Origin of the sequence: Lutibacter sp., from assembly GCF_021647475.1 — a bacterium.
Classification (GTDB): Bacteria; Bacteroidota; Bacteroidia; order Flavobacteriales; family Flavobacteriaceae; genus Lutibacter.
In genome coordinates, this window is sequence record NZ_JAKIUR010000002.1 from 37,291 (window position 1) to 61,995 (window position 24,705).

Here is a 24,705-nt window from a genome sequence, read left to right on the forward strand (position 1 = left end):
TTTTACCATAGTATTAATATTTTTCTTAGAATTTATAGCTTACACCAGCTTTTAAAGTAGTCCCATTAAAACCAAATTGATTTACTTCCCAAGGATATTTGAAACGTCCACCAAGATCAGTTACAAAATCACCTTTAGTATCAATTGCATCAGGGTAAACATTTAATAAATTGTTTACAGATAAATTTACAGATACTTTTTCTGAAAAAGCATAATTAAAATTAAGATCGGTTACAACTTTTCCTGCAAAGGTTTGATCTTTATTAGGATCTGACGCATGTTGCCAAGTAACTTCACCAAAATAAGTATTATTTAATTGTGCACTAAATTTATTTATTTCATAATCAAAACCTAATAAAATTTTAGTTTTTGGTCTAGAATCTGTAATTCTGGCTTGTTCTTTTCTGTTAAAAATGTCATATCCATTATCAGCTAAAATTTGTGGTGTTGCAATTTTTCCTACAATTTTAGTATCGTTAAAGTTTCCTGCTAAATTGATAGCTAAACTTCCTTCTCCTAATTCAAGATTTGAATACGATGCAGTAAAATCAACTCCATTTGTTTCCGTATTAACAGCATTAATAAAAAACTTAATACTGGTTACGTTGAAATCATTTAAAATTTGCTCAACAGGATTTGTAGTTGTATTATCACCATCAAAACCAACTTCTCCTGTAAATAAAACCCTATCATTAACTTTAATATTATAAAAATCTAATGAAAAAGTTAAATTTCTGTCAGGTTTATAGGTGAATCCTACTGAAAAGTTTTTAGAAGTTTCAGCATGTAGTTGAGGTACTCCTAAACCATCGCGAATTACTGGGTCAACATTATTGAAAGTTCCTTGGTTAGATATGGTACCTCCAGAAACTAATGTTTGAATATTACTTAAATAAATTTGATGTAATGAAGGAGCTCTAAAACCCGTTCCATAAGATGCACGTATTGCACCTTTATTTCCTAATTTATATCTTGAATCAACTTTCCATGAGGTATTACTTCCAAAATCAGAAAAATCCTCATAACGTACAGCACCACCTATTAAAAAATCCTTTGTAGCATCCCAATCAAGGTTTGCATATACACCGTAATTAGTTCTATCTTTATTTATAGCATTTGCTGGTTGAATACCAGGGAATGATTGTGCTCCACCTCCAAAATAAGAATCTGGTTCACCTGCAGATGCTTTAAAAACTTCTTTTCTGGCTTCTGCTCCAAGAGCTAAACTTAATTGCCCAAAACTTCTGCTTAAATCAAAATTTGCTATTAAATTACTAAAAGAGTAAGCACCCGCTTTAAATTTTGTAGGGCTTGCAGCCCCTAAATCAGGATTTAAAGTATTTCCAATGGTATAATCAACTTGGTTCATCCCGAAAGTTCCACTTAAATCGGCTTTAAAACCTAAAAGGTCAAATTTTACACCAACACTATTCATAAAGTCTTGTATGTTAGCTTCAAATGTTGGTTGAAATCCTTGATATTCAGTTCCTGCAGCATGTAATAAATTATATGGATCTGGAACCCAATATGGAGTTCTGTAAAGAGCAAAACTAGTTCCTTTTCTTGAGGTTAATCCACCAAAAGCATAAAATTCTCCAGAACTGTTTTTAAAAGGAAGCCCCATATTATAAAAAATTTTCCCTTCCTTCATTTCAGGCTGTCCTACAGTCATTCCCATATCAGGATTTTGTTGAAGCCAAGGAAGTGTACCGTTCAATATTGCTGGGTCATTGAAAATAACGCCAAATAATCCATCACCTCCAGGTCTGCCAGCTCTGTTAGTAAGCTCTTGACGATAATAAGATAATGTAAAGTTTATGTAACCATTTTCGCCAACATTTAATGTTGAATTTATATCGGCACCTATATTAAAACCATCACCTTTAGTTGTAATCCCTGAATCTACATTTAAGTTGGTATATTCTACATTTTTCTTTAAAACAATATTAATAACACCAGCAATAGCGTCTGAACCATATTGAGCAGAAGCACCATCTCTTAAAACTTCAATTCTTTCAATAGCAGCAGCAGGAATACTTTTCATGTCTGTACCAACTTCACCTTTTCCGGGGGTATCGTTAATATAAACTAAGGCACTTTGATTTTTTCTTTTACCATTAACCAATACTAATGTTCTACTTGGACCTAATCCTCTTAAATCTGCAGGGTCAAAATGTGCTGTTGCATCAGAAATGGTTTGATTAGAAGCATTATAAGATGGAACTTTGTAGGTTAACATTTGTTCTATACTAGTTTTTCCAGTAGATTTTAGTTCCTGAACGCCAATATTATCAATTGGCACAGGAGAATCTAACACGGTACGTGGTTTTGCTCTGTTCCCGGTTACTATAACTTCATTTAAACTAACTCCTTCTTCTTGGAGTTTGATAATAATATTGGATGAAGTAGTTATATGATGCTTCTTTGTTGTGAAACCAATAAAGGAAACAACTAAATTAGTAGGTAGATTAGATACTTTAAATTGAAAATCACCATTTTCATTAGATGTTGTACCATTTGATGTTCCTGCTTCTAATATTGTTGCAAAGGGAACACCATTCCCTTTATCATCAATAATTTTACCCGAAATTGTTGTTTGTCCCCAAGTTAGTAAAGGGAAAAACAATAATAACAATAAAAATTTTAATTGTGTAATTGATTTTTTCATATATAGTAATATTTAAATTTCGGTAAATATTAAAAAAATGTTAAAACTTACCAAGTAATTCAATTAAAAATGCACATATTTAACAACTTTAATGATAAGTGTTTAAAAAACAACACTTATCATTGAATAATAGTTATTTTTTATAATTTTTAAATATGAAAAACTTTTAAAAAGTGAAAATCCTGTTAAACCTTAAGGTTTAGTTTGATTTTTAACCTATTTTTAACAGCAAAAAATGAAAATTATGTGCTACTTGCACGGTGAATTTTAAGAAGGTTATTTTACCCAAAAAAATAAATATAACATGTTAGAAGAAAGCAATGTATCAGTTGATATTAAAGCTATTAACGAGAAAATAGAAGCGGAAAGTGCTTTTATTGATTTATTAATGATGGAAATGAATAAAGTAATTGTTGGCCAAAAACATATGGTGGAACGCTTACTTATTGGTTTGTTAGGTAATGGACATATTTTATTAGAAGGTGTGCCAGGATTGGCAAAAACTTTAGCTATTAGCACATTATCTAAAGCTGTTCATGGAAAATTTAGTAGATTACAATTTACCCCAGATTTATTACCTGCGGACATTGTTGGTACTATGATTTATAATATGAAAGACAATGATTTTTCTATTAAAAAAGGACCAATTTTTGCCAATTTTGTTTTGGCAGATGAAATAAACCGTGCTCCAGCAAAAGTGCAATCAGCTTTATTAGAAGCCATGCAAGAGCGTCAAATTACTATTGGTGATACTACTTTTAAATTAGACGATCCTTTTCTAGTAATGGCTACTCAAAACCCAATAGAGCAAGAAGGAACTTATCCTTTACCAGAAGCTCAAATTGACCGTTTTATGTTAAAAACTGTAATTGATTATCCAAAAATTGCTGAAGAGCAACTAATTATGCGTAAAAATTTAAATGGGAGTTTTGGTGATGTTAAACCCGTTGCGTCTTTAGAGCAAATTAATAGAGCTAGAAATGCTGTTAAAGAAGTTTATATGGATGAGAAAATTGAAAAATATATTTTAGATATTATTTTTGCTACTCGTTATCCTGAAAAATATAATTTACCTGAATTAAAAGGACTTATTAGTTTTGGAGCTTCTCCTCGTGGGAGTATCAATTTAGCATTGTCAGCAAAATGTTATGCATTTATTAGAAGACGAGGATATGTTATTCCAGAAGATATTAGAGCAATGGTACCTGATGTTTTACGTCATAGAATAGGACTTACTTATGAAGCCGAAGCCGAAAATGTTACTTCCGAAGAAATTATTTCTAAAATAATTAATGAAGTAGAAGTCCCTTAAAATTAAATAGATTTTTTAAGAACAATTAATGAATTTCTTTTTAATTTTTCTAACCTAAATTTATGGAAACCAAAGAAATACTTAAAAAAGTTCGAAAAATAGAAATTAAGACACGCAGGTTGTCTGATCATATTTTTTCTGGTGAATATCATAGTTCATTTAAGGGACGAGGTATGACTTTTTCAGAAGTAAGACAATACCAATTTGGAGATGATGTTAGGTCTATTGATTGGAATGTTACCGCAAGATATCATGAACCTTATGTTAAAGTTTTTGAAGAAGAACGTGAATTAACTATGGTTTTAATGGTAGATGTTAGTGGTTCTGAATTATTTGGAACAACAAAACAGTTTAAGAAAAATACCATTACTGAAATTGCTGCAACATTGGCGTTTTCAGCAATTCAAAATAATGATAAAGTAGGTCTTTTGCTATTCTCCGATCAAACTGAATTATACATCCCTCCAAAAAAAGGAAGAAGTCATGTGTTGCGAATTATTAGAGAATTAATTGAATTTAAACCTAAAAGTACAAAAACAAATATTTCTGAAGCCCTTAAATTTATATCTAGTGTGCAAAAGAAAAAAGCTATTGTTTTTATATTATCCGATTTTTTAGATGATGAATATGAAGCTACTTTAAAAATTGTAGGTAAAAAACATGACGTAACAGGAATTAGAATATTTGATAAACACGAAATTTCTATGCCAAACCTTGGTTTAGTTCCAATGTTAGACGCCGAAACAAAAGAAGTAATGCTTGTAAATACTGCTTCCAAAAAAGTTAGAAATAGTTATGCGGGTTATTATTTAAAAACTGCTAATTATTTTGAAAAATCTTTTAGTCGTAGTGGAGCTGGAGTTATAAGTTCTCAAATAGGTGAAAGTTATGTAAAAAAATTACTAGGATATTTTAAGCAAAAAGGAGTAAGATAGAACGTTTGTATGAGCCTCATGAAAAAACAGTTAATATATATAATGGTTTGTTTAGGTTTTATTGGGTTTTCACAAGAAAGCCCTGTAAAAGTTAGTACAGATACCACATTTATTAGAATAGGAGAACAATTTCAATACAAAGTATCAGTAGATAAAGGTACTAAAGTGGTTTTTCCAAAGCTTCAATTAGATAGCTTGCATAAAGTAGAAGTAATAACTGCTTTACCAGTGGATACACTTAAAAATAAATTAGAAAAAAAATATGTACTTACTAGTTTTGATAGCGGACAATATGTAATTCCTCAACAACAAGTTTTAATAAATAATAAAAAATACCTTACAGATTCTTTGTTGATAAATGTTGCTACGGTAAAAGTGGACACTACTAAGCAAAAAATGTTTCTAATTAAAGCTGTAAAAAGTGAACCTAAAATATTAGACGATTACTTGCACTTATGGTGGCTAATATTCCCTTTACTAGCAATAATAGGACTTATTTTATATTTTATCTTAAGAAAAAAAGAAAAAAAAGAAGCAGTTAAAGTTTACATTCCGCCAATTCAAGAAGCAATGCAACGCCTAAAAGAACTTGATGAAAAGCAGTTATTAAAACAGCATAAAGTTAAATTGTATTATTCTGAATTAACAGAAATAGTTAGATCTTATATTGAAAAGGATATTAATATTCCAGCATTAGAATCTACCACAAATGAATTATTAGAAACGATAAAAGATTTTAATGAATCTAGTAAACTAGGCATTTCAAAAGAAACCATTAAGGAACTAAAAGAAGTTTTACAAAATGCTGATTTAGCGAAATTTGCAAAATACAAACCAATAGTTGAAGAAATTAAAGCAGATAGAACGCTATCAGAACGTATTTTACAAAATTTAAAACCTATTAAAAATACTGAAAATGAATTGGAATAACTTTGAGTTTTTACATCCTCAGTTTTTATGGTTGTTATTGTTATTACCAATAATAGCTGTTTGGTATTTTTTAAATCAAAAAAAAGATGCTTCAACCTTAAGTGTTTCAAGTTTAAAAGGATTTAAAGCATCACCATCATTAATTTCAAAATTAAAACCATTTTTAGCAATTTTACGATTATTGGCAATTGCTTTACTAATTATTGCTTTAGCTCGCCCAAGAATTGTAGCAGTTAGTAAACGTACTAAAACAAATAAAGGAATTGATATTGTTATGGCAATTGACGTTTCAGCAAGTATGTTAGCACGAGATTTAAAACCAAACCGATTAGAAGCTCTAAAAAAAGTAGCTACTCAATTCGTAAATCAAAGACCTAATGATAGAATTGGTATTGTAGTTTATGCAGGAGAAAGTTTTACAAAAACTCCTATAACCAGTGATAAACGAATTATTAGAAATACAATAGCCAATATTAAATGGGGAGAATTAGATGGAGGAACTGCTATTGGCATGGGTTTAGGCTCTGCAGTTAATAGATTAAAAGGCAGTAAAGCCAAAAGTAAAGTTATTATTTTATTAACTGACGGAGTTAATAATACAGGTTTTGTAGATCCTAAAACAGCTACAGAATTAGCTGCAGGATTAGGAATTAAAGTGTACACCATTGGTTTAGGAACTAATGGAACGGCATCATTTCCTTATGCAAAAGACCCAAGAACAGGAAAATTATTATTTAGAAGTTCACCTGTAGAAATAGATGAAGGATTGCTTAAATATATAGCTAAAGAAACAGGAGGAAGATATTTTAGAGCAACAGATAATACAAAGTTGAAAGCTATTTATAATGAAATTAATAAACTTGAAAAAACAAAAATTGACGAGTTTAAATACTATAATTACGATGAAAAATATCGAGAATTAGTATTACTGGCTTTGTTTTTAATAGTATTGGAATTTGTGCTAAAAAACACAATATTTAAAAGTTTTATATAATTAAATTAAGAAATTAACAAATAAAATGTATCAATTAGAAGAACCAACATATTTTTATTATTTGCTTGTAATCCCAGCAATGTTGGTGCTATTTATTGGAGTGCTTTGGTGGAAAAAAAGAAAACAAAAACAGTTTGCTTCAAAAGAATTATTTGATAAATTAAGTCCTGAAAAATCAACTTTTAAATCAGTATTAAAATTTAGTTTTTTAGCTATTGCCATTGCTTTGATAATAATTTCATTGGTAAATCCAAAAATGGGAACAAAATTAGAAACGGTTAAACGAGAAGGTGTTGATATTGTTTTTGCTTTAGATGTTTCTAAAAGTATGTTAGCAGAAGATATTGCTCCAAGCAGGTTAGCTAAAGCCAAACAAATTATTACTAAAATAATTGATAACCTAGGAAGTGATAGAGTTGGAATTGTTGTTTACGCAGGAAATTCATACCCATTATTGCCAATCACTACAGATCATGCCGCTGCAAAAATGTTTTTACAAAATGCAAATCCAGATATGGTTTCTAGCCAGGGAACCGCAATTAATGAAGCTATAGAAAAATCTATCACTTTTTTTGATGACAATGAGCAAACAAACCGCTATTTATTTGTAGTTTCTGATGGAGAAGATCACGGAGAAAATGCTTTGAGTGCTGTAGAAAAAGCAACAAAAGAAGGTATTAAAGTGTTTACCATTGGAGTTGGCACTGAAAAAGGAGCCCCAATTCCTATTAAAAAAGATGGAACGGTTGTCAGCTACAAAAAAGATAGTAAAGGCGAAGTGGTAATTACTCAATTAAATCCAAAAATTTTGGGAGAAATAGCTTCAGCAGGAAAAGGCAGTTATATTGACGGGAATAAAACTCAAAAAGCCATAGATTATGTCAATAATTTAATTTCAAAAGCCAATAAAACGGAGTTTGATGCCAAGCAGTTTTCAGATTATAAATCTCAATTTCAATGGTTTATTGGTTTTGGATTATTGTTTTTACTTTTTGATACGTTTTTACTAGAAAAGAAAACCAAATGGATTCAAAAATTAAACCTATTTAATCAAACTAAAAATTAGAAATATCATGAAAAAAAGTATTGTTATTTTAATTTTATGTTTAACTAATCTTGGTTTCGCACAACAAAAAAACAATAAAAAGTTAGAACGAGTTGCAAGAGAAGAAGTAAGAAAAGGAAACAAATTGTATAATCAATTAAAATTTAAAGACGCTGAGGTTGCTTATAAAAAAGCATTGGATGACAATCCTAATTATCCAAAAGCTTCTTATAATTTAGGAAATGCATTATATCAGCAAAACAGAACTAAAGAAGCTGTAAGCCAATATGAATTAGTTGAAAAAACTTTTAAAGATAAAATGGGTAAAGCTGAAGCATTTCATAATATGGGAAATTCATTTATGAAAGCTAAGCAATATGCAAAAGCTGTAGAAGCTTATAAAAACGCCTTAAGAAACAATTCTAAGGATGATGAAACTAGATATAATTTAGCATTGGCTCAAAAATTGCTTAAAAAACAACAGCAACAAAATAAAAACAATAAGAAAAATAAAAAGAACAATAAGGATAATAAAAAAAATAAAAAGGACAAGAATAAGGACAATAAAAAGGATAAAAATAAAGGAAAAGACAAAAAAGATAATAAAGGTAATTCAAAGAAAAATAAACCTAAAGATGAGAAAAAACAACCACCAAAACCTCGTCCAAATCAATTATCACCTAAGCAAATGAAACAGTTATTAGATGCTATGAATAACGAGGAAAATAAAACGCGAAAAAAATTAAATGCTAAAAAAGCAAAAGGCAGAAAAATAAAACAAGAAAAGGATTGGTAAAAATGAAATTACGTAAATTTTATATACTTGGTTTTTTAATAATTACAACGCAATTTGTGTTTGCTCAAATTGAGTTTACAACGTCTGTAAGTAAAAATAAATTGGGAGTTAACCAACGTTTTAGAATTGAATTTTCAGTAAATAAACAAGGTGCAGATAATTTTAAAGCCCCTTCATTTTCCAATTTCAATATAATTGGCGGACCAAGTTCATCGGTAAATCAATCTTGGATTAACGGTAAAGCAAGCTATTCACAATCTTATATTTATTTTTTACAACCTAAACATATAGGCGAATTTACCATAGCTCCTGCAAAAATTGAATATAATGGCAATATAATACAATCAAATTCAGTCAAAATTACAGTGGTTAAGGCGGTTGAAATACCAAAAGATCCTAACAATCCATTATATGTTGCTCAACAAAACATCCATTTAGTTGCCGAAGTTTCAAATCAAAGTCCGTATATAGGTGAAGGAATTTATGTGGTTTATAAATTATATGTTAGCCAAAATATTAGTGTTAATGATTGGCGAGTTACAGAAGCACCTCAGTATAATGGTTTTTGGAATCAGGATATTGGCGTGAAAAATATCAAAGTTAAAAATGGCACTTACAACGGAGAAAAATATCGATATATAATTCTTAAAAAAGCAGTTTTAATTCCTCAAAGAGCAGGAAAATTAAAAATTGAACCCATAAAAATGGATTTTTCTGTTGGAGTTCCAACTGGAAAAGGTGATTTTTTTGGGAATATGATTACCAATAATATAAACTACGACACACAATCTGCAACAAAATATATTAATGTTAAAGCACTGCCAGATAAAGGAAAACCTATTGATTTTACTGGTGCGGTTGGCGAATTTCAACTAAATGTTACTACAGATAAAAATGTTTTAAAAGCAAACGAAGCAGCTCAAATTAAAGTAGAAGTTACCGGTAGAGGAAATTTAAAATTATTTGATATTCCAAAAATAACCACCCCAAAACAATTAGAAACTTATACTCCAGAACATAAAGAGCAAGTATCCACATCGTTAGTTGGTTTAAGAGGAAGTATTTCAGATACTTATACTGTTGTTCCGCAATTTAAAGGAAAATATAAAATTCCAGCGGTAACCTTTAGTTATTTTAATCCAAAGGATAAACAATATAAAACGTTAAAAACAAAGGATATTATTGTAGAAGTTACTGAAGGAAAAGAAATACCTTCTATTACAGATACCTTAACAAATCCAAACAAAAAACGAGTAATAGAAAAAAATAATAGATTTCGATTTATTACTTTAAACACCGAATTTAAACCTACAAAAAAAGAATCATTTTTATTTACTTCTAAATTTTATTGGCTATTATTGTTGCCATTTTTAGCTATTCCGATAGGAATGTTTATAGGTAAAAAACGTGCAGAAAGAGCCAAAGATGTATTTGGAAATAGAATTCGTAAAGCAGATAGATTAGCTAAAAAATATTTATCTGAAGCTAAAAAACAATTAGGTAAAAAAGAAGCTTTTTATATCGCTTTAGAAAAAGCTTTACACAACTTTTTAAAAGCAAAATTATTTATGGAAACTTCAGATATTTCCATTGAAAAAATTACAGAATTACTTCAGAATAAAAAAGTAGATAAAGGCATTATAAATCAATTTATTGAAGTTTTAAAAGATTGTGATTTCGCCAGATTTACACCAACATCTAATGTTATGATGGAAAATGAATTTGAAAAAGCAAAAAAAATAATCACTAAATTAGATAAACAACTGTAATATGAAAAATATAGTTTTTAGTTGGTTTTTATTGTTTACAACCATAATGTTAGCCCAAACGCCAAAGGAATTGTTTACCAAAGGAAATGAGTTTTATAAAAATGGGAATTATTTAAAAGCAATTGATTCGTATAAATCTATTAAAGAACAAGGATTACAGTCTGATGGTTTATTTTTAAATTTGGGAAATTGTTATTATAAATTAAACAAAGTTGCTCCTGCCATTTATTATTACGAAAAAGCGTTAAAATTAAATCCAGAGAACGAAAAAGCAAAAACTAATTTAACCTTTGCAAATAGGATGACTATTGATGCAATTGATGAACTTCCAAAAACATTTCTACAAAAGTTATCAGAAAACATAATTCAAAAATTTTCATTTGATACTTGGGCAATTATTGCTGTGGTTGCCTCTTTTTTAGTAGCAATATTCTTTTTACTCTATTATTTTTCATTCTCTTCAACCAAAAAATTAATGTATTTTAACACTTCAATTATTTCATTAGTTGTGTTAATAATTACGTTGTTTTTTGCTATTGAAAATTATAATTATGAACAAAAAAATAGAACTGCTATTATTTTTGCTACAAAAGTTGAAGTTAAAAACGCACCATCAACTAGCAGTAATGATGCATTTGAATTACACGAAGGAACTAAAGTAATAGTTTTAGATGAGTTAGATAATTGGAAAAAAATTAAAATAGCAGATGGTAAAACAGGCTGGATTTTTGCCGATTATTTAAAGGAAATTTAATTTGTAAATAGTTGGTCTATTTTTGAAGCTAACTTTTCTCCAAATATATTAACTGCAATAATATTTTTTTGTTCGTCTAATAACATATTAAAAGGTAACGAAGTTATTCCAAAACTTTTAGAAACAGTAGTGTTAAACCCTTCTAAAGAAGAAACATTTATCCAATCTCTTTGATCTTTTTTTATAGCATTTACCCAGCTTTTTCGTTTAGTATCTAATGAAATACTATAAATTTCAAAACCTTTAGCATGGTTTTTTTTATATAATTTTTTAAGTAATATACTTTCGGTTCTACAAGGTGGACACCAACTTGCCCAAAAATCAACAAGAGTAATTTTACCTTTTAAAGAAGCTAAGCTCTTAAAAGTATTTGAGGAATCAGAAAGTGTAAAGTTTGGTATTTTTGATCCAATATTTAATCTTTTTAAAATAGTAAGGCGTTCTTTTAATTTTTGAGTAATTGCATAATTTGGATGTTGCACATCAAAAGCATTAATTAATGAATCTAAAAAAGGAATATATTTACCTCCAATCCATCGGGTTGAAGTTGGATAAATAGCCACGGATATTCCCATTTTTTCTTTAATAAAATTCATAAGTTCCTCTAAATGAAGCTTATAGTTGGCAATTTCAATATCTCGTAAAGTGGCAATTGTTGAAGAATTAGGATGTTTATTCTGTGTTTTTTTTATTTTTAAGCGGACAGATGTCACTAACCGTTTTAAAGAATTTTTTCGATAATTTTCATATTCTTGTAATAATTTTGTGTCTTTTGAGCCTTTAATTTTTATGTGCTCAAAATCTTTCCCTTTAATTTTTAACTGTTGCCCTTTATCAATGGCTAATAAAGTACTTTTAGTATTGAATTTTAAACTATAAATACCAGGCTTTAAAATGTAAACTACATTAAAACCTCCTCTTCTGTTTACTTGAATGGAATCAATTATTACTTGTTTATTAGAAATTAACTTTCATAGCGGATTCGACTCAGATTGAATAAAAGTTCGTTAAAATAAAAATTTAATAAAGCGGAGAAATCTCGAATTTTAGAAATGAAAAGAAAAGGATTTTGAGAGCGAAAAGATTTTGAGAAAGAACAGATTTTAGAAATTAATCGCACAGAATTTGAGAAAAGAAACGTAAAATGAAAATGGAAAGAGAAATGACACGTAAAGAGTTACGAAAAGAAACGTAAAAGAAAAAAGAAAAATAGGAGAGAAGGAGAAAGGAAAAAGTTTGGAGAAAATAATAAGTTCAAAGACAATTTTCAGAAACGAGAAAGCAAACAAGAGGAAAAACGAAAAGGAAAGATAAATCAGAGTAAATAAGCTACAAAAGTTAACACCGCATATAGCAAATTGCTAAATTGTTGTTTAAACAAAATTTTTCGCTACTTTTAACCTAATTAAAATATATGGAAAATTTCGATTTCAAACCCGCAACTTACCATATTCAAACCCGTTGTGGGTTATTAAAAAAAAATGAAAAGAGTACTATATTTAATTATTATAATTTCAGTTTTTGGTTGCTCAAACGATGAACCTCTAAATGACTTAAATCTTTGGAACGAATTAAACACTCCCACTCCACAGACTTTGGTTGATATTCAATTTATTGACGAAAATTTTGGCATTACTTGTGGAGCATTAAAAACTTTAATGAAAACAGAAGATGGAGGTGAAAATTGGATAAAATTAAATGTTGACGTTTCTGCTTCTTTTAATTCTGTTTTCATATTAAATAACAATAATTTTTACACATCAAGAGTAGGACTATATCAAACATTAAATTCAGGAAATACATTTAATGAAGTTGGAAACTTATCTAATTATTTTGGGACAATTTTTGATATTCATTTTTTTAATATTCAAAATGGAGTTATTGTAAAAGGTGGACAAGTATTAAAAACAAATGATGGAGGATTAAATTGGGTATCTGTTCTTCAAGGTCATTCAAATAAATTAGTAGTTACATCTAATGAAACCTTGTATTTGGCTGGTGGTTCAACTTACGATAATGTTCATTTCGGAGAACTTTATAAATCTACTAATAACGGAGGAACCTGGAATGAGTTAAATTTACCTTCAACTATTCAAAATAGTGAAATTGTGGCTATTAATTTCATTGATAATAATAATGGGTTTATTGTTAATTTTAATAGAGAAATATATAAAACATCCGATGGAGGTCTAAACTGGATTTTAGTATCATCTGGAGGAAATTTCACAGACCTTATTATGAGTATTCTTTTTCTCAATGAAAATGATGGATATGTTTTAAGTGGTAATTCAATTTATAGAACAAATGATGGAGGCTTAAATTGGAGTAAAGAATATGAACACGAAGATATAGATAATTATCTTATTTCAATGACATCTACACCAAATGGGAAATTATATGTAGTTGGTGAAAATGGAATTATTCTAAAAAGAAACAAATAACAACCCACAACAAATTGTATAGTTAATGGCTACTATTTGCTATACTCAAAGTTCTTTTCATTAAACAAAAGTTTTGTACATAACCGAAAATATAGTAATTTTAACACGCCACTAACCATACAAGCAACCGAAATATCCTCAATTTTAGAAAGTACTAATATTCCGTTTTTAGCAGATTTTATAGTTCCTGAAATACTAAAAGAATTATTAGTTTTATCCTTGCATCCTGTTGCTGCTACTAACAGTAAAAAAATAATAGCTATTTTAGTAAAAGTGAGTTTCAATAGATTTTAATTCTAAATAAATTTAACGAATAAATAGGTTTAAACTAACAAAACTCGTTGTGCATTTTGATAAAATTTCGTCAATTCGAGTGAATTTTAGCCTTTTTAGGCTTAAAATTAGTATCGAGAATAGTAATTTTAAAGAGTCAAAATGTACAACAAGTTAACAAAATTTAATTTAGTTAGCGGTTTTGTTTTCAGATTTATCTGAAAACTTTATTAAACTCGGGAAAAGTGTAGGAGCTAAATTTTTAATAGGTTTATATAAAATAGTTGCTTCTTGTTGTTCTTCAGACATAAAAGGAATGGTATTATTAAGTTTGCTGAAAACTAGTAATATAATACTTAAAATTAATCCAATTTTTAAAGCTCCAAAAACACCACCTAATAATTTATTTAAAAATCCTAATGCGGCAAAGTTGGCAATTTTTGTAAACAATTTTCCAAGCAATGCAATTACAATAACAATAATTGCAAAAGTAATAGCAAAAGCAACAATAGTAATGTATTTTTCATCCCAAGAAACATAATTTTTTAGTAGTGCAGAGGCAAAATACGAAAAATGAATTGCTCCGTAAACCCCAAGTATTAGTGCAGCTAATGAGGCTACTTCAACAAATAAACCTTTTAACAAACCTCTTATAAAACCAAAAACAAGTAAGGCGGTGATAACAATATCAAAAGTATTCATGTGATAGTTTTTGTAAATATACATGAATCGATTTGTATATTTGCAGACTAATAAAAAAAATCAAATGGCAAGAGATCAAGTTTTAAAAGAAAATTGGGAAGCTGTGGTAACCAAATTATCAAATAAATTTGGAGAAGGAGAAACGTTGCAAATAGATGCTATTATTTATTTAATTGGTGTTCAGGAATTAGGAAAAGGCTCTCAATCTTTTGAAAAGGATGAAAAAATAAACTTAATGCATATCGCAATTTGTAGGTTATTAGAACCCTTTGGCTATTATAAATTTGATTTTTTTGATGAAGAAGGCTGGCCACACTATAAAATAGTAGAAGAATTACCAATTTTAAAACCCGGTGAACAAACCGTACTTATAAAAGAAGCCATTGTACTTTACTTTGAAGAAAAAGAACTAATTTAGGTTACAGCCATTTTTCGTATCATTTTTGCAAGTAATTTCGGAAAAAACCGTTTTATACCAATTTAATTTTATAATATCGCATTAAAAGCATTTATATAGTGATGATTTCCAGTGATTGATTTAATGGTTTTTGGAGTCATTTGATTTACCATATTATGCAACCAATCTGTTAAATTTTCCATAGTTTCAAAACGTTGATTTTTATATCGATTTTTAATATACTGCCAAACTTGTTCGCAAGGATTTAGTTCTGGTGCATAAGGAGGTATTCTCAAAAGAAAAATATTTTCGGGCACTTCAATGTTTTTTGTTGAGTGAAAACCAGCGTTATCAATAACAACAATTTTATACTCATTTGGTTTGTATTGCGAGAACTCTTTTAGATAGGCTTCAAATATTATGGTGTTTACACCATTGATTTCCCAAACAAAACTATTACCATTTATTGGCGAGTAACTTCCATATAAATAGGTGGTTTTAAAAATATGTTGATAGGAAACAATTGGCTTTACTCCCGATGCAGTTAAATACCTTCCAAGATGTGTCATCATTCCAAATCTAGCTTCATCTTGAAAATATAAATTGACACTAGAGTACTTCTCTTTATTTAGACTAAATCTAATGTTTTGTAGCGTATTAGGAAGTTTTTAAAAAAGCATCCACCGCTTTATCATCTTTTTTATAATGAGATTTTCTTGGGGTTTTAAGTTTGGTCTTAAAATGTTGAATTAAATATCTTCTCAAGTTGTGATATTGTACCTCAATATTGTACTCGTTTTCAACCCATTGAACAGCATCCCAGTATCCTAAAAAAGGGTGTTCACTGGAATTCACTCGCTTTGCTAATCCCTTGTGAATCTCTGGTGTGATGATTCTAGATTTTAAGTTTTTTGGGGCATCAGACAGTAAGCCTTCAATTCCTTTTGATTTATACTTTTGAACCCAACGCTCTCCTGTACGTGAAGTGATTCCTAAATAATCAGTTAATGATTTTCTGGTTTTGAATCGTTTGTTTTTGATTTCTATTAACCAAATAATACGTTTTTCAAATTTAAAATTAGATTGCTTTTTACGGAGTAAATTCAATTCAGGAATGTCCTGATTTATCACAAATTCTTTTGCTTTTGACATCCTTAAAGATATAAAATAATAACGACTTTAACTAATTAAATTGGTATTATATATACCGCTAATTTTTCTTTAAAACCACCAATAGTTACTTCTTGCTTTTCGTGTTCAACAGCTTTAATTAGTTTTTTTGAAAACGCTTTAGGAGTTAATCCATTTTTTGTGGCTTTATCCATTTTATTTTGTGGCGTTCCATCACCAGTTAACGCATTTACAGAAACATTAGTTTGTACAAATCCTGGACAAGCTAAAGTAACCTTAATATTGTATTTATAAACTTCAGCTCTTAAACTATCAAAAAACCATGTAATGCATGTTTTGAAGCCGCATAAGAAGAACGTAAAGGGGTTCCAATTTTACCAACAATACTTGTGGTAACTACAAAAACGCCACTTTTTTGTTGAATAAAATAGGGTAAAACTGCTTTAGTTAAAGCTATAGTTCCCAAATAATTAATATCTAGTATTCTTTTATCAACAGAAATATTGGTATCTTTTACTAAACTTCGTTGGCTAATACCACCATTGTTAAAAAGTACATCTATTTTGCCGAAAAGCTTAATGGCTTCTTCAGTTTTGGCTTTTAAACTAGCATAATCTTCCAAATCTAACGGCAGTATTTTTATATTTTTTTGATGATCACATTTCTTTTTAGCTTCATTTAACTTTGCTTCATTTCTTGAAGATAAAATGATTTTGGTGTTTTTTTTACTTAATTCAATTGCCAACGATTTTCCAATTCCAGAGGAAGCACCCGTTATCCAAATTACTTTTTGGTCAAAAGTCATATTTAACATTTTTAAAAAGATAAAAATAAGTACTTTTGGTTTGATTATTGAATAAATAATAAAAAACTCTAAAATGATAAAAAAAATAATATTTAGTATTGTATTGTTTAGCCAAATTGCTATTGGTCAAAATTTTGTAAAAGGAACCATGAATCCTGCTAGTAACCAATACAAATGGGTTATTTTATATCAGCTAAAAGGAGCTAGGCAAGTTTATATTGGAAATTCTACTTTAAATGACGGAGCTTTTAATATTGCAATTCCTGCTACTGCAAGTAAAGGAATGTACCGCTTAATGTATAAAATGGATCAAAAAAACAAAGTTGATTTTATTTACAATAAACAAAACGTTGAATTAACCTTTAACCCAAAAGCACCAAAAACCTCAGTAAAATTTTTAGTTTCTGATGAAAATAAATTGTATAATAATTACTTAATTAAAACTACAGTTTTTGAGCAAAAGTTAGACTCATTACAGTTAGAATATTTTAACGCTAAAGATAAAAAAGCAAAGTCAGAAATTTCAAAACTATATACAAAAACACTTAAAAACTATAAAGAAATACAACAGTTATATCAAGCAAAAAGTAAAGGTTTACAAGCCAATCATTTTATTATTGCCGATGAAGTTTATTTCCCAAATAAAATATTAAATACTCCACAAGAATTTTTAAACAGTAAAAAACAGCATTATTTTGATTTTGTAAATTTTAAAGATGAAACTCTTAAAAACTCGATTTTTATTACAGAAAAGGTAATTGATTATGTATTTTATTTAAGTGTGTCTGAAGATGTTTCTGTTCAAAAAATGTTATATGAACAAGCCATTAAAGAAGTTATTGCTAAAACAGGAAATGATTTACAATTAAAAAGTGATTTGTTGACTTCTATTTTGTATAATTTCACACAGCAAGAAAATTATTCTTTAATGAAATATGTTCTAAATATTTATACTAAAATGCCGAAAAAATTTCAAAGTGAAGAAGTTATTTTAGTAACAAAGGATAAATTAAAACTAGCTTTAGGAAATACTGCTCCAGATTTTTCTTGGAATGAAAATGGCGTAGCTAAAAAACTATCCGATTTAAATGTTGCCGACCATTATATTTTGGTTTTTTGGAGTACTACTTGTTCACATTGTTTGCATGAAATTCCATTATTATATAAGTTTTCAAAAACTTTAAAAAATGTTCATGTAATAGGTTTTACATTAGAAAATGATGATTTAGGATTTAAAAAATACTCAAAAATGTATCCAGAATGGACAAATATTTTAGGACTAAAAAGATGGCAAAACAAAACTGCTAGAACTTATGAAATACGTGCAACGCCAACCTATTTTATTTTAGATAAAGATAAGAAAATTGTTGCTGAACCTCAGCATTTTAAGGATTTAAAAGCTTTTTTTAATCACTAAAAATATAAAAAAGCATCTTTTAAATGTTCAATTTTAAAGGTGCTTTTATTTTTTAAAATTGCTATAATATCAAACCGAACTTCAATATCTAAATCTTTAGAAACTACATATTCATTAATAGCTTCCACTAATAATTTTATTTTTTTTTCATTTACAAAATCTTGAGGATTTCCAAAGTAATTGGATGAACGTGTTTTAACTTCAACTACAGCTAAAACTTCATTTTTTTGAGCAATAATATCTACTTCTGCTTTTTTATATCTCCAATTTCTATTTAATATTTTGTATCCTTTTTTTTGAAGAAATTCCACTGCAAGTTCCTCTCCTTTTTTACCTAATTCGTTATGTATAGCCATTTTTTTATTTTACCATTCTAAGTTAAAGCGAAGAATTTAAGGTTCTTCGATTATTTACGTAAACATTCTTTATTCCGTTACTCTCCATTCCTTTAGACTTGCAATATAAATATTATAACTTTGATTAAGTTAAATATTTTGATTGAGAGAAAGGAAAAGTGAACCACAAAAGTTCTAAGTTTCAAGACTTAAAACCTGAGTTCGATGTAAGAAAATAAATACCGGGTTGAAAATCAATAAGCTACGTCATTGCGATGAATGAAGCAAAGCGAAATGAGGAAGCAATCTCATTTTTATGAAAAGATTACTTCAAATTATGGCACTACATTTATAATTTTCGCAATGACATTTTGATTTTTAGTTATTTAAAGTAAATCCTTAGGTCGAACTCAGGTTTAAAAGCTGATTTGGACTTTTCCCTTCTTTTCAAGTTAAGATTCATATTAGAAATTCAGGCGTTATGGCCCATTATTAACCTGAGTTCGATGTAAGAAAATAAATACCGGGTTGAAAATCAACAAGCTACGTCATTGCGATGAATGAAGCAAAGCGAAATGAGGAAGCAATCTTATTTTTATGAAAAGATTACTTCAAATTATGGCACTACATTTATAATTTTCGCAATGACATTTTGATTTTTAGTTATTTAAAGTAAATCCTTAGGTCGAACTCAGGTTATTAAGGAATTAAATTCAACTTGAATTCTCAATCTTTTGTAAATCTTAAAACAAAATTATGAAAGAAAATTCAATTTTTATTGGAATTGATGTTAGTAAATTAAAACTAGACATTTATCTCTTATCTAAAAAAGGGTATAAATCCTTTCAAGTTAAGAACACTACCAGTGGTTATTACCCGTTTATTTAAAAGGCTTATTAAAAATCATCCAGAAGAAAAACTTTTAATTTGTATGGAAAGTACAGGATATTACAATTGGCCAAGCTACCGAGTTTTTGACAATCTAAATTTAGAATTATATGTTATTAATCCGTTACATTTAAAAAGAAGTTTAGGATTAGTAAGAGGTAAAAATAATCTGATTGATGCTGAGCGAATTGCTAAGTTTTTGAAATTACATTTAGAGAACCTTCATCCTTTTATTTTTACACGAAAAGTCATCAAAAAATACAAGCTTTAGTAACGTATAGAAATCGTTTGATTAAATCGAAACTTAAATTTAAGGTCCCTTGTAAAGAATTAGAATTTCTTGAAGAAAAAAATTTTGTAAAAACAAATGAATTTAAAACAATTAATAACCCACAAAAATTAGCCTGTTATGTGGGAGTAGTACCCTTTGAACATCAATCTGGATCTTCTATCTACAGAAGACCCAGAGTTTCTTATATAGCAGATAAAGGATTGAAAAAATTATTACATTTATCCGCCATGAGCTGTAAAATTGGAAGGAGATTTACAAAGATATTATCAAAGAAAAGTAGCTGAAGGCAAAAATAAAATATTAGTTTTAAATGCGGTAAGAAATAAAATAGTCGCTCGAATTTGTTCTGTGGTCAATAACCAAAAAATGTATCAAAATAATTTAATACTTATGCAAACATAGGATGACGATTTCAAAATTTTATGGATAGCCTATTTTATAGTATAAATACTCGTTGTGCACTTTAACTCTTTAAACTTACTGTTAACCTGAGTTCGATGTAAGAAAATAAATACTGGGTTGAAAATCAACAAGCTACGTCATTGCGATGAATGAAGCAAAGCGAAATGAGGAAGCAATCTCATTTTTATGAAAAGATTACTTCAAATTATGGCACTACATTTTTAATTTTCGCAATGACATTTTGATTTTCAGTTATTTAAAGTAAATCCTTAGGTCGAACTCAGGTTGTTACATCTGTTCGAGTGATTTTTGATAAAAAATTGTATCAAGAATGGGTTTTTTAGTTAAAAATAGCCGTTCTCGATACTAATTTTAAGCCTAAAAAGGCTAAAATTCACTCGAATTGACGAAAAAAATATTATTGTAATGTTTAGTAATATTTTGATAATGAATATATTAAGTACGTCACTTCGAGTGATTTTCGATAGAAAATTGTACCGAGAAGTCTTTTTACATAAGTTCTCGATACAATTTTACTAAGAATTCCATTCTTAATAAAACCACTCGTATTGACGAAATTTTATTAAAAATGTAAAACGAGTGATAAATATTAACTAGTTTACAATTAATTTTCGTGTGGCAATTTTATTATCTTCTTTAACACGAAGTACATAAATTCCTTGGTTTAAATTAGAAACATCAATAGTTTCATTAGCTTTAACCGTTTTACTATATACTTGTTTGCCAATCATAGAGTAAATTTCTACTTGTTTATTAGCTCCGTTATTAGTAGTAATTACAAATTTACCGTTGCTCACTGGGTTTGGATACATTGCAAAACCTGCTATTTGGTTTTTTACAATACCTAAAGTAAAATCATTTATAGTTCCAGGTGTTCCTTTGTCTCCAGAACCAAATACAGTAACGGCAGCTGACCAATTTGATCCTGTATCATTATCAACTGAATTATATTTATTTGTTGACAACTCCATACTAGCTCCATTTGGGTCAGGAAAAGTTGCTCCATTATCCCAATCAACTTCATCAATAGTTGTTCCTATTGCGTCCACTAGTAATAATTCATCAGAACTATTCCCTAAAGTAATTCCTGAGTAGGTATAATTTGACGTAAACCCTCCATTAACTGCAGTGTCTCCATTTTTTGCAAAAACAGCATACCCATTTGCTGGAACCACTACTGATGATGAAATTATATGAGAATCCGTTCCTAAATCTTTAATAGTCCATCCATTCATATCAATTGAAGAAGCAGTAGTGTTATACACTTCAAAATATTCACCATTAGCATCCGATACAGCACTTGGATTCTGCATAATTTCTGTAATTATTATATCTCCTACATTCACTTGCCCAAAGCTAATAGCGGTTATAAAAAAAGTAATCAATAAAATGTAAAGTTGTTTCATAGTTTTTAGTTTTAAAGTTTTTAAAATAATTATTATCAAAATTATCAAATAAAAACTACAAAAAATAGCTATTAACGTTATAATTATAAAATTATTGCATTAATTTAACAAGTGGTAGTTAAACTTTAACAAACTGTAAGGCTAAGGTTATGTAATTGTTATTTTATCACCAAGAAATAATTATAAAACCATGTTTTAACAATTATTGATTACTTTTGAAAACAGTATAATTTATTGTTCATTTTGAGTTTTTAAATTTACTGTTACGTTAGTTCGAGTAATTTTTGATAAAAAATGGTATCGAGAACATCTATTTTTAAATAAAAAAGCTATTCTCGATACTAATTTTAAGCCTAAAAAGGCTAAAATTTACTCAAATTGACGAAATTTTATCATAATGCACAACAGATACAATATAATACGTATATGAAAAATTCTGATATTAAAATATTATTAGTTGATGATGAACCAGATATTTTAGAAATTGTAGGCTACAATTTAAAAAATGAAGGTTACCAAATATTTACTACTAAAAATGGAGCTGAAGCGGTTAAAGTTGCTAAAAAAATAATTCCGCATTTAATTATTTTAGATATTATGATGCCTAAAATGGATGGCATTGAAGCCTGTGAAAAAATTAGACATACTAAAGGTTTGGAACATGTTTTAATCACCTTTTTTACTGCTCGTGGTGAAGATTATTCTCAAGTAGCCGGTTATAACGTTGGTGCTGACGATTATATTACCAAACCTATAAAACCAAAAGTATTAGTTAGTAAAATTAAAGCGTTACTTAGGCGTATTAAAATTGAAAAAACAATAGAAACTGATGAAAAAATTAAAATTGGAAATATTGTTATTGATCGAGAAGAATATGTGGTTATAAAAGATGGAACCAAACTTTCGTTACCTAAAAAAGAATTTGAATTATTTTCACTTTTAGCTTCAAAACCTGGTAAAGTTTTTAAACGCGATGATATTTTAGATAAGGTTTGGGGAAATGAAGTGGTTGTTGGTGGCAGAACTATTGATGTGCACATTAGAAAACTACGAGAAAAAATTGGCGACAACAACTTTAAAACCGTAAAAGGTGTTGGTTATAAATTTATAATTAATGAAGATTAAAAAAACATACGCTTTTGCATTTAAATCATCCATATATCTGGCATTTTTCTCTGCATTATTGTTTTTTATTATTGATTTTTATTTTTTAAAAACTCCTTTAACATTAAAATCAATAGGTGTATTTTTTATTATTTTCTTTTTTTTATCATTTTTAATAATTCAATATAGAATAGAAAAGTTTATTTATCAGCGTATTAAAAAAATATACAATGATGTTTCTATTTTAGATGCTTCCGATTTAAATAAAACTTCTATTACTTCTGATATGGATTCGCTTTCAAGAGATGTTGAAAAATTTGCTAAAAACAAACAAGCTCAAATTCAAAGTTTAAATCTTAGAGAAAATTATAGAAAAGAATTTTTAGGAAATGTTTCTCATGAACTTAAAACTCCGCTCTTTACCGTTCAAGGTTATTTATTAACCCTTGCAGATGGTGCTTTAAACGATAAATTAATTAGAGAAAAATACGTGCAACGAGCCAATAAAGGTGTTGAACGATTAATTGCTATTGTAAAAGATTTAGATTTAATTTCAAAACTAGAATCATCAGATTTAACGTTAAACAAACAACCTTTTAATAGTATTGCACTAATTCAGGGAGTTTTTGAACTGCTTGAAATGAAAGCAAAAAAACGTGATATTTCAATGCTTTTTGATAAAATTTATGAATTTCCTGTTATGGTTATTGGTGATATAGAGCGTATAGAGCAAGTTTTAACTAACTTACTTGTAAACTCTATTAAATATGGAAAGTCTGGAGGAACAACCATTGTATCCGTATCACCATACCAACAAAATAAAGTGTTAATTAAAATTGCTGATGACGGAGAAGGTATTAAAAAAGAAGATCAAGCGAGGTTGTTTGAACGTTTTTATAGAGTAGATAAAAGTCGCTCTCGCGAACAAGGTGGTTCTGGTTTAGGATTGGCTATTGTTAAACACATTGTTGAAGCTCATAACGAATCAATTTTTGTAAAAAGTAATTACAAAAAAGGGTCAGAATTTTCATTTACGCTCGAAAAAGCTGAAATATTCTAAAGGAAAAATCGTGGAATAATTTCCAAATTTTCCTATATCATTCAAATTTTTTATATCAGAAAATTTTATTTTATGTTGCTTAAAAAAAGGAATATGACGTTTTCTAAATAAATATGCTGCCAAATATTCTTGCTCAAATTGTCCTAGGGTTGGCACAAACAAAACATTTGCATTTAACACCGCCAAATCCATAATAGTTGAATATCCTGAACGTGCAATAATTAATTTACTCGCTATTATTATTTTTTCAAGATCTGTTCCTAACAAATAGTTTATCACTTTAAAATTAGCTGGAGTTTTAATTTCTGAATTATCCATTACACCTCTAACCAAAACTACGTTTCCTTTAAAATTTGAAAGCTCTTTTAGTATTTTATTTTCAAATAGCGTTCTTTGAGGTTCAACTCCTGATAACAATACTAATATATCGTGTTTTTTTGAGCTCGTTTGAGGTTTAAATCTGCTTAAAATCCCAATGTGTTTTATCTTAATATTTTTGAGTTTTACAGCTGATAATTTACCCGATAAACTAAAATCTGAAGCAACATCTGGAATCCAACATTCATCAAATTTTTTAATAATATATTGATGAATTTTAGAAGTAATCCAAGTTGTATTTCCTGATAAAACTTTTAATTGATGCGTTATAAATACTGAAGGAATTTTTTTTGAATATACTCCAAATCTGTTATCCGAAATAACACCTGAAATGGTTTCTTTTTCAATTAAGTCTGCAACTAATTTTTTTTCTTTTATAATCGCTTTAATTATTGAAGGAGTTTTTAATAGCAAATGAAATTTAAAAAGGGTTGCCTTTTTAGCGTAATT

At 28.4% G+C, this 24,705-nt stretch carries 27 protein-coding genes; 17 read left to right on the forward strand and 10 right to left on the reverse strand.

Annotated elements, in window-relative coordinates; genetic code table 11:
- Nucleotides 1–25: 25 nt before the first annotated feature.
- Nucleotides 26–2,668 carry a TonB-dependent receptor gene (locus L3J60_RS00945; RefSeq protein ID WP_291973445.1) on the reverse strand — a complete coding sequence of 881 codons (2,643 nt, stop codon included), beginning with the start codon at nt 2,666–2,668 and terminating at the stop codon, nt 26–28.
- A 304-nt stretch (nt 2,669–2,972) separates the two neighbouring features.
- Here L3J60_RS00945 and L3J60_RS00950 point away from each other — a divergent pair, with 304 nt between their 5' ends.
- The 8 genes from L3J60_RS00950 to L3J60_RS00985 all read left to right on the forward strand — a co-directional run bounded on the left by L3J60_RS00950 (nt 2,973) and on the right by L3J60_RS00985 (nt 11,203).
- Nucleotides 2,973–3,980, forward strand: coding sequence for a MoxR family ATPase (locus L3J60_RS00950; RefSeq protein ID WP_291973447.1), 1,008 nt, complete (start codon nt 2,973–2,975; stop codon nt 3,978–3,980).
- Nucleotides 3,981–4,042: 62 nt separating this feature from the next.
- Entirely contained in the window at nt 4,043–4,915 is an 873-nt protein-coding gene (locus L3J60_RS00955; RefSeq protein ID WP_291973449.1) for a DUF58 domain-containing protein, read from the forward strand.
- 18 nt (nt 4,916–4,933) lie between these two features.
- Entirely contained in the window at nt 4,934–5,845 is a 912-nt protein-coding gene (locus L3J60_RS00960) for a hypothetical protein (protein ID WP_291973450.1), read from the forward strand.
- Complete coding sequence (locus tag L3J60_RS00965; protein WP_291973452.1) at nt 5,832–6,839, forward strand: VWA domain-containing protein; 1,008 nt, start codon at nt 5,832–5,834, stop codon at nt 6,837–6,839. Before L3J60_RS00960 ends, L3J60_RS00965 begins: the two co-directional genes overlap by 14 nt.
- Before the next feature lie 25 nt (nt 6,840–6,864).
- Nucleotides 6,865–7,905, forward strand: a complete 1,041-nt coding sequence (locus L3J60_RS00970; protein WP_291973454.1) for a VWA domain-containing protein — start codon at nt 6,865–6,867, stop codon at nt 7,903–7,905.
- A 7-nt stretch (nt 7,906–7,912) separates the two neighbouring features.
- A complete protein-coding gene (locus tag L3J60_RS00975) occupies nt 7,913–8,680 on the forward strand; it encodes a tetratricopeptide repeat protein (protein ID WP_291973456.1) in 768 nt (255 codons plus the stop codon).
- Between the two features lie 2 nt (nt 8,681–8,682).
- On the forward strand, nt 8,683–10,449 hold the full coding sequence (locus tag L3J60_RS00980) for a BatD family protein (RefSeq protein ID WP_291973458.1): 1,767 nt from the start codon (nt 8,683–8,685) through the stop codon (nt 10,447–10,449).
- Between the two features lies 1 nt (nt 10,450).
- Nucleotides 10,451–11,203, forward strand: a complete 753-nt coding sequence (locus L3J60_RS00985) for a tetratricopeptide repeat protein (RefSeq protein ID WP_291973460.1) — start codon at nt 10,451–10,453, stop codon at nt 11,201–11,203.
- On the opposite strand, the gene L3J60_RS00990 is transcribed toward L3J60_RS00985, so the two are convergent.
- Nucleotides 11,200–11,916 carry a TlpA disulfide reductase family protein gene (locus L3J60_RS00990; RefSeq protein ID WP_291973462.1) on the reverse strand — a complete coding sequence of 239 codons (717 nt, stop codon included), beginning with the start codon at nt 11,914–11,916 and terminating at the stop codon, nt 11,200–11,202. The two genes, L3J60_RS00985 and L3J60_RS00990, sit on opposite strands and share 4 nt — an antisense overlap.
- A 768-nt stretch (nt 11,917–12,684) precedes the next feature.
- Here L3J60_RS00990 and L3J60_RS00995 point away from each other — a divergent pair.
- Together L3J60_RS00995 and L3J60_RS01000 are read left to right on the forward strand one after the other, a co-directional pair.
- Nucleotides 12,685–13,644 (forward strand): YCF48-related protein, encoded by a 960-nt coding sequence (locus tag L3J60_RS00995; RefSeq protein WP_291973463.1) that lies wholly within the window; start codon nt 12,685–12,687, stop codon nt 13,642–13,644.
- 36 nt (nt 13,645–13,680) lie between these two features.
- Nucleotides 13,681–13,938 carry a hypothetical protein gene (locus L3J60_RS01000; protein WP_291973466.1) on the forward strand — a complete coding sequence of 86 codons (258 nt, stop codon included), beginning with the start codon at nt 13,681–13,683 and terminating at the stop codon, nt 13,936–13,938.
- 168 nt (nt 13,939–14,106) lie between these two features.
- Here the strand turns inward: L3J60_RS01000 and L3J60_RS01005 are convergent, their stop codons facing one another.
- Complete coding sequence (locus L3J60_RS01005) at nt 14,107–14,619, reverse strand: CvpA family protein (RefSeq protein ID WP_291973468.1); 513 nt, start codon at nt 14,617–14,619, stop codon at nt 14,107–14,109.
- A gap of 64 nt (nt 14,620–14,683) precedes the next feature.
- On the opposite strand from L3J60_RS01005, the gene L3J60_RS01010 reads away from it, so the two are divergent.
- Entirely contained in the window at nt 14,684–15,037 is a 354-nt protein-coding gene (locus L3J60_RS01010) for a hypothetical protein (RefSeq protein ID WP_291973470.1), read from the forward strand.
- A 68-nt stretch (nt 15,038–15,105) separates the two neighbouring features.
- Here L3J60_RS01010 and L3J60_RS01015 read toward each other — a convergent pair whose 3' ends face one another.
- From L3J60_RS01015 to L3J60_RS01025, 4 genes are all read right to left on the reverse strand, one after another.
- A complete protein-coding gene (locus L3J60_RS01015) occupies nt 15,106–15,660 on the reverse strand; it encodes an IS630 family transposase (RefSeq protein ID WP_291973521.1) in 555 nt (184 codons plus the stop codon).
- Between the two features lie 13 nt (nt 15,661–15,673).
- Complete coding sequence (locus L3J60_RS01020) at nt 15,674–16,168, reverse strand: winged helix-turn-helix domain-containing protein (RefSeq protein WP_291973472.1); 495 nt, start codon at nt 16,166–16,168, stop codon at nt 15,674–15,676.
- 35 nt (nt 16,169–16,203) lie between these two features.
- Complete coding sequence (locus L3J60_RS13425; RefSeq protein ID WP_366836621.1) at nt 16,204–16,341, reverse strand: hypothetical protein; 138 nt, start codon at nt 16,339–16,341, stop codon at nt 16,204–16,206.
- 110 nt (nt 16,342–16,451) lie between these two features.
- Nucleotides 16,452–16,952, reverse strand: coding sequence for an SDR family NAD(P)-dependent oxidoreductase (locus L3J60_RS01025; RefSeq protein ID WP_366836623.1), 501 nt, complete (start codon nt 16,950–16,952; stop codon nt 16,452–16,454).
- A gap of 73 nt (nt 16,953–17,025) precedes the next feature.
- Here L3J60_RS01025 and L3J60_RS01030 point away from each other — a divergent pair, with 73 nt between their 5' ends.
- On the forward strand, nt 17,026–18,369 hold the full coding sequence (locus tag L3J60_RS01030; protein ID WP_291973474.1) for a TlpA disulfide reductase family protein: 1,344 nt from the start codon (nt 17,026–17,028) through the stop codon (nt 18,367–18,369).
- Here the strand turns inward: L3J60_RS01030 and L3J60_RS01035 are convergent.
- Nucleotides 18,366–18,725 carry a YraN family protein gene (locus L3J60_RS01035; protein WP_291973476.1) on the reverse strand — a complete coding sequence of 120 codons (360 nt, stop codon included), beginning with the start codon at nt 18,723–18,725 and terminating at the stop codon, nt 18,366–18,368. The genes L3J60_RS01030 and L3J60_RS01035 overlap by 4 nt on opposite strands.
- Before the next feature lie 735 nt (nt 18,726–19,460).
- On the opposite strand from L3J60_RS01035, the gene L3J60_RS01040 reads away from it, so the two are divergent.
- The 3 genes from L3J60_RS01040 (at nt 19,461) to L3J60_RS13430 (ending at nt 20,168) form a co-directional block, all read left to right on the forward strand.
- Complete coding sequence (locus tag L3J60_RS01040; protein ID WP_291973478.1) at nt 19,461–19,592, forward strand: hypothetical protein; 132 nt, start codon at nt 19,461–19,463, stop codon at nt 19,590–19,592.
- Nucleotides 19,570–19,863, forward strand: coding sequence for a transposase (locus tag L3J60_RS01045; RefSeq protein WP_291973480.1), 294 nt, complete (start codon nt 19,570–19,572; stop codon nt 19,861–19,863). Before L3J60_RS01040 ends, L3J60_RS01045 begins: the two co-directional genes overlap by 23 nt.
- A gap of 140 nt (nt 19,864–20,003) precedes the next feature.
- On the forward strand, nt 20,004–20,168 hold the full coding sequence (locus L3J60_RS13430; RefSeq protein ID WP_366836626.1) for a transposase: 165 nt from the start codon (nt 20,004–20,006) through the stop codon (nt 20,166–20,168).
- A 732-nt stretch (nt 20,169–20,900) separates the two neighbouring features.
- On the opposite strand, the gene L3J60_RS01050 is transcribed toward L3J60_RS13430, so the two are convergent.
- Nucleotides 20,901–21,713, reverse strand: a complete 813-nt coding sequence (locus L3J60_RS01050) for a lamin tail domain-containing protein (protein ID WP_291973482.1) — start codon at nt 21,711–21,713, stop codon at nt 20,901–20,903.
- 426 nt (nt 21,714–22,139) lie between these two features.
- On the opposite strand from L3J60_RS01050, the gene L3J60_RS01055 reads away from it, so the two are divergent.
- Both L3J60_RS01055 and L3J60_RS01060 read left to right on the forward strand, forming a co-directional pair.
- Nucleotides 22,140–22,838 (forward strand): response regulator transcription factor, encoded by a 699-nt coding sequence (locus L3J60_RS01055; RefSeq protein WP_291973523.1) that lies wholly within the window; start codon nt 22,140–22,142, stop codon nt 22,836–22,838.
- Nucleotides 22,828–23,877, forward strand: coding sequence for an ATP-binding protein (locus L3J60_RS01060; protein ID WP_291973483.1), 1,050 nt, complete (start codon nt 22,828–22,830; stop codon nt 23,875–23,877). Before L3J60_RS01055 ends, L3J60_RS01060 begins: the two co-directional genes overlap by 11 nt.
- Here the strand turns inward: L3J60_RS01060 and L3J60_RS01065 are convergent.
- Complete coding sequence (locus L3J60_RS01065; RefSeq protein WP_291973485.1) at nt 23,845–24,669, reverse strand: glycosyltransferase; 825 nt, start codon at nt 24,667–24,669, stop codon at nt 23,845–23,847. The two genes, L3J60_RS01060 and L3J60_RS01065, sit on opposite strands and share 33 nt — an antisense overlap.
- Nucleotides 24,670–24,705 lie beyond the last annotated feature (36 nt).

Bases quoted from the DNA above. Each gene is read 5' to 3' on its own strand.
- L3J60_RS00945 (WP_291973445.1), bottom strand. From the start codon at position 2,668: ATGAAAAAATCAATTACACAATTAAAATTTTTATTGTTATTATTGTTT.
- L3J60_RS00950 (WP_291973447.1), top strand. From the start codon at position 2,973: ATGTTAGAAGAAAGCAATGTATCAGTTGATATTAAAGCTATTAACGAG.
- L3J60_RS00955 (WP_291973449.1), top strand. From the start codon at position 4,043: ATGGAAACCAAAGAAATACTTAAAAAAGTTCGAAAAATAGAAATTAAG.
- L3J60_RS00960 (WP_291973450.1), top strand. From the start codon at position 4,934: ATGAAAAAACAGTTAATATATATAATGGTTTGTTTAGGTTTTATTGGG.
- L3J60_RS00965 (WP_291973452.1), top strand. From the start codon at position 5,832: ATGAATTGGAATAACTTTGAGTTTTTACATCCTCAGTTTTTATGGTTG.
- L3J60_RS00970 (WP_291973454.1), top strand. From the start codon at position 6,865: ATGTATCAATTAGAAGAACCAACATATTTTTATTATTTGCTTGTAATC.
- L3J60_RS00975 (WP_291973456.1), top strand. From the start codon at position 7,913: ATGAAAAAAAGTATTGTTATTTTAATTTTATGTTTAACTAATCTTGGT.
- L3J60_RS00980 (WP_291973458.1), top strand. From the start codon at position 8,683: ATGAAATTACGTAAATTTTATATACTTGGTTTTTTAATAATTACAACG.
- L3J60_RS00985 (WP_291973460.1), top strand. From the start codon at position 10,451: ATGAAAAATATAGTTTTTAGTTGGTTTTTATTGTTTACAACCATAATG.
- L3J60_RS00995 (WP_291973463.1), top strand. From the start codon at position 12,685: ATGAAAAGAGTACTATATTTAATTATTATAATTTCAGTTTTTGGTTGC.
- L3J60_RS01005 (WP_291973468.1), bottom strand. From the start codon at position 14,619: ATGAATACTTTTGATATTGTTATCACCGCCTTACTTGTTTTTGGTTTT.
- L3J60_RS01010 (WP_291973470.1), top strand. From the start codon at position 14,684: ATGGCAAGAGATCAAGTTTTAAAAGAAAATTGGGAAGCTGTGGTAACC.
- L3J60_RS01020 (WP_291973472.1), bottom strand. From the start codon at position 16,168: ATGTCAAAAGCAAAAGAATTTGTGATAAATCAGGACATTCCTGAATTG.
- L3J60_RS13425 (WP_366836621.1), bottom strand. From the start codon at position 16,341: ATGGATAAAGCCACAAAAAATGGATTAACTCCTAAAGCGTTTTCAAAA.
- L3J60_RS01025 (WP_366836623.1), bottom strand. From the start codon at position 16,952: ATGACTTTTGACCAAAAAGTAATTTGGATAACGGGTGCTTCCTCTGGA.
- L3J60_RS01030 (WP_291973474.1), top strand. From the start codon at position 17,026: ATGATAAAAAAAATAATATTTAGTATTGTATTGTTTAGCCAAATTGCT.
- L3J60_RS01035 (WP_291973476.1), bottom strand. From the start codon at position 18,725: ATGGCTATACATAACGAATTAGGTAAAAAAGGAGAGGAACTTGCAGTG.
- L3J60_RS01040 (WP_291973478.1), top strand. From the start codon at position 19,461: ATGAAAGAAAATTCAATTTTTATTGGAATTGATGTTAGTAAATTAAAA.
- L3J60_RS01050 (WP_291973482.1), bottom strand. From the start codon at position 21,713: ATGAAACAACTTTACATTTTATTGATTACTTTTTTTATAACCGCTATT.
- L3J60_RS01055 (WP_291973523.1), top strand. From the start codon at position 22,140: ATGAAAAATTCTGATATTAAAATATTATTAGTTGATGATGAACCAGAT.
- L3J60_RS01060 (WP_291973483.1), top strand. From the start codon at position 22,828: ATGAAGATTAAAAAAACATACGCTTTTGCATTTAAATCATCCATATAT.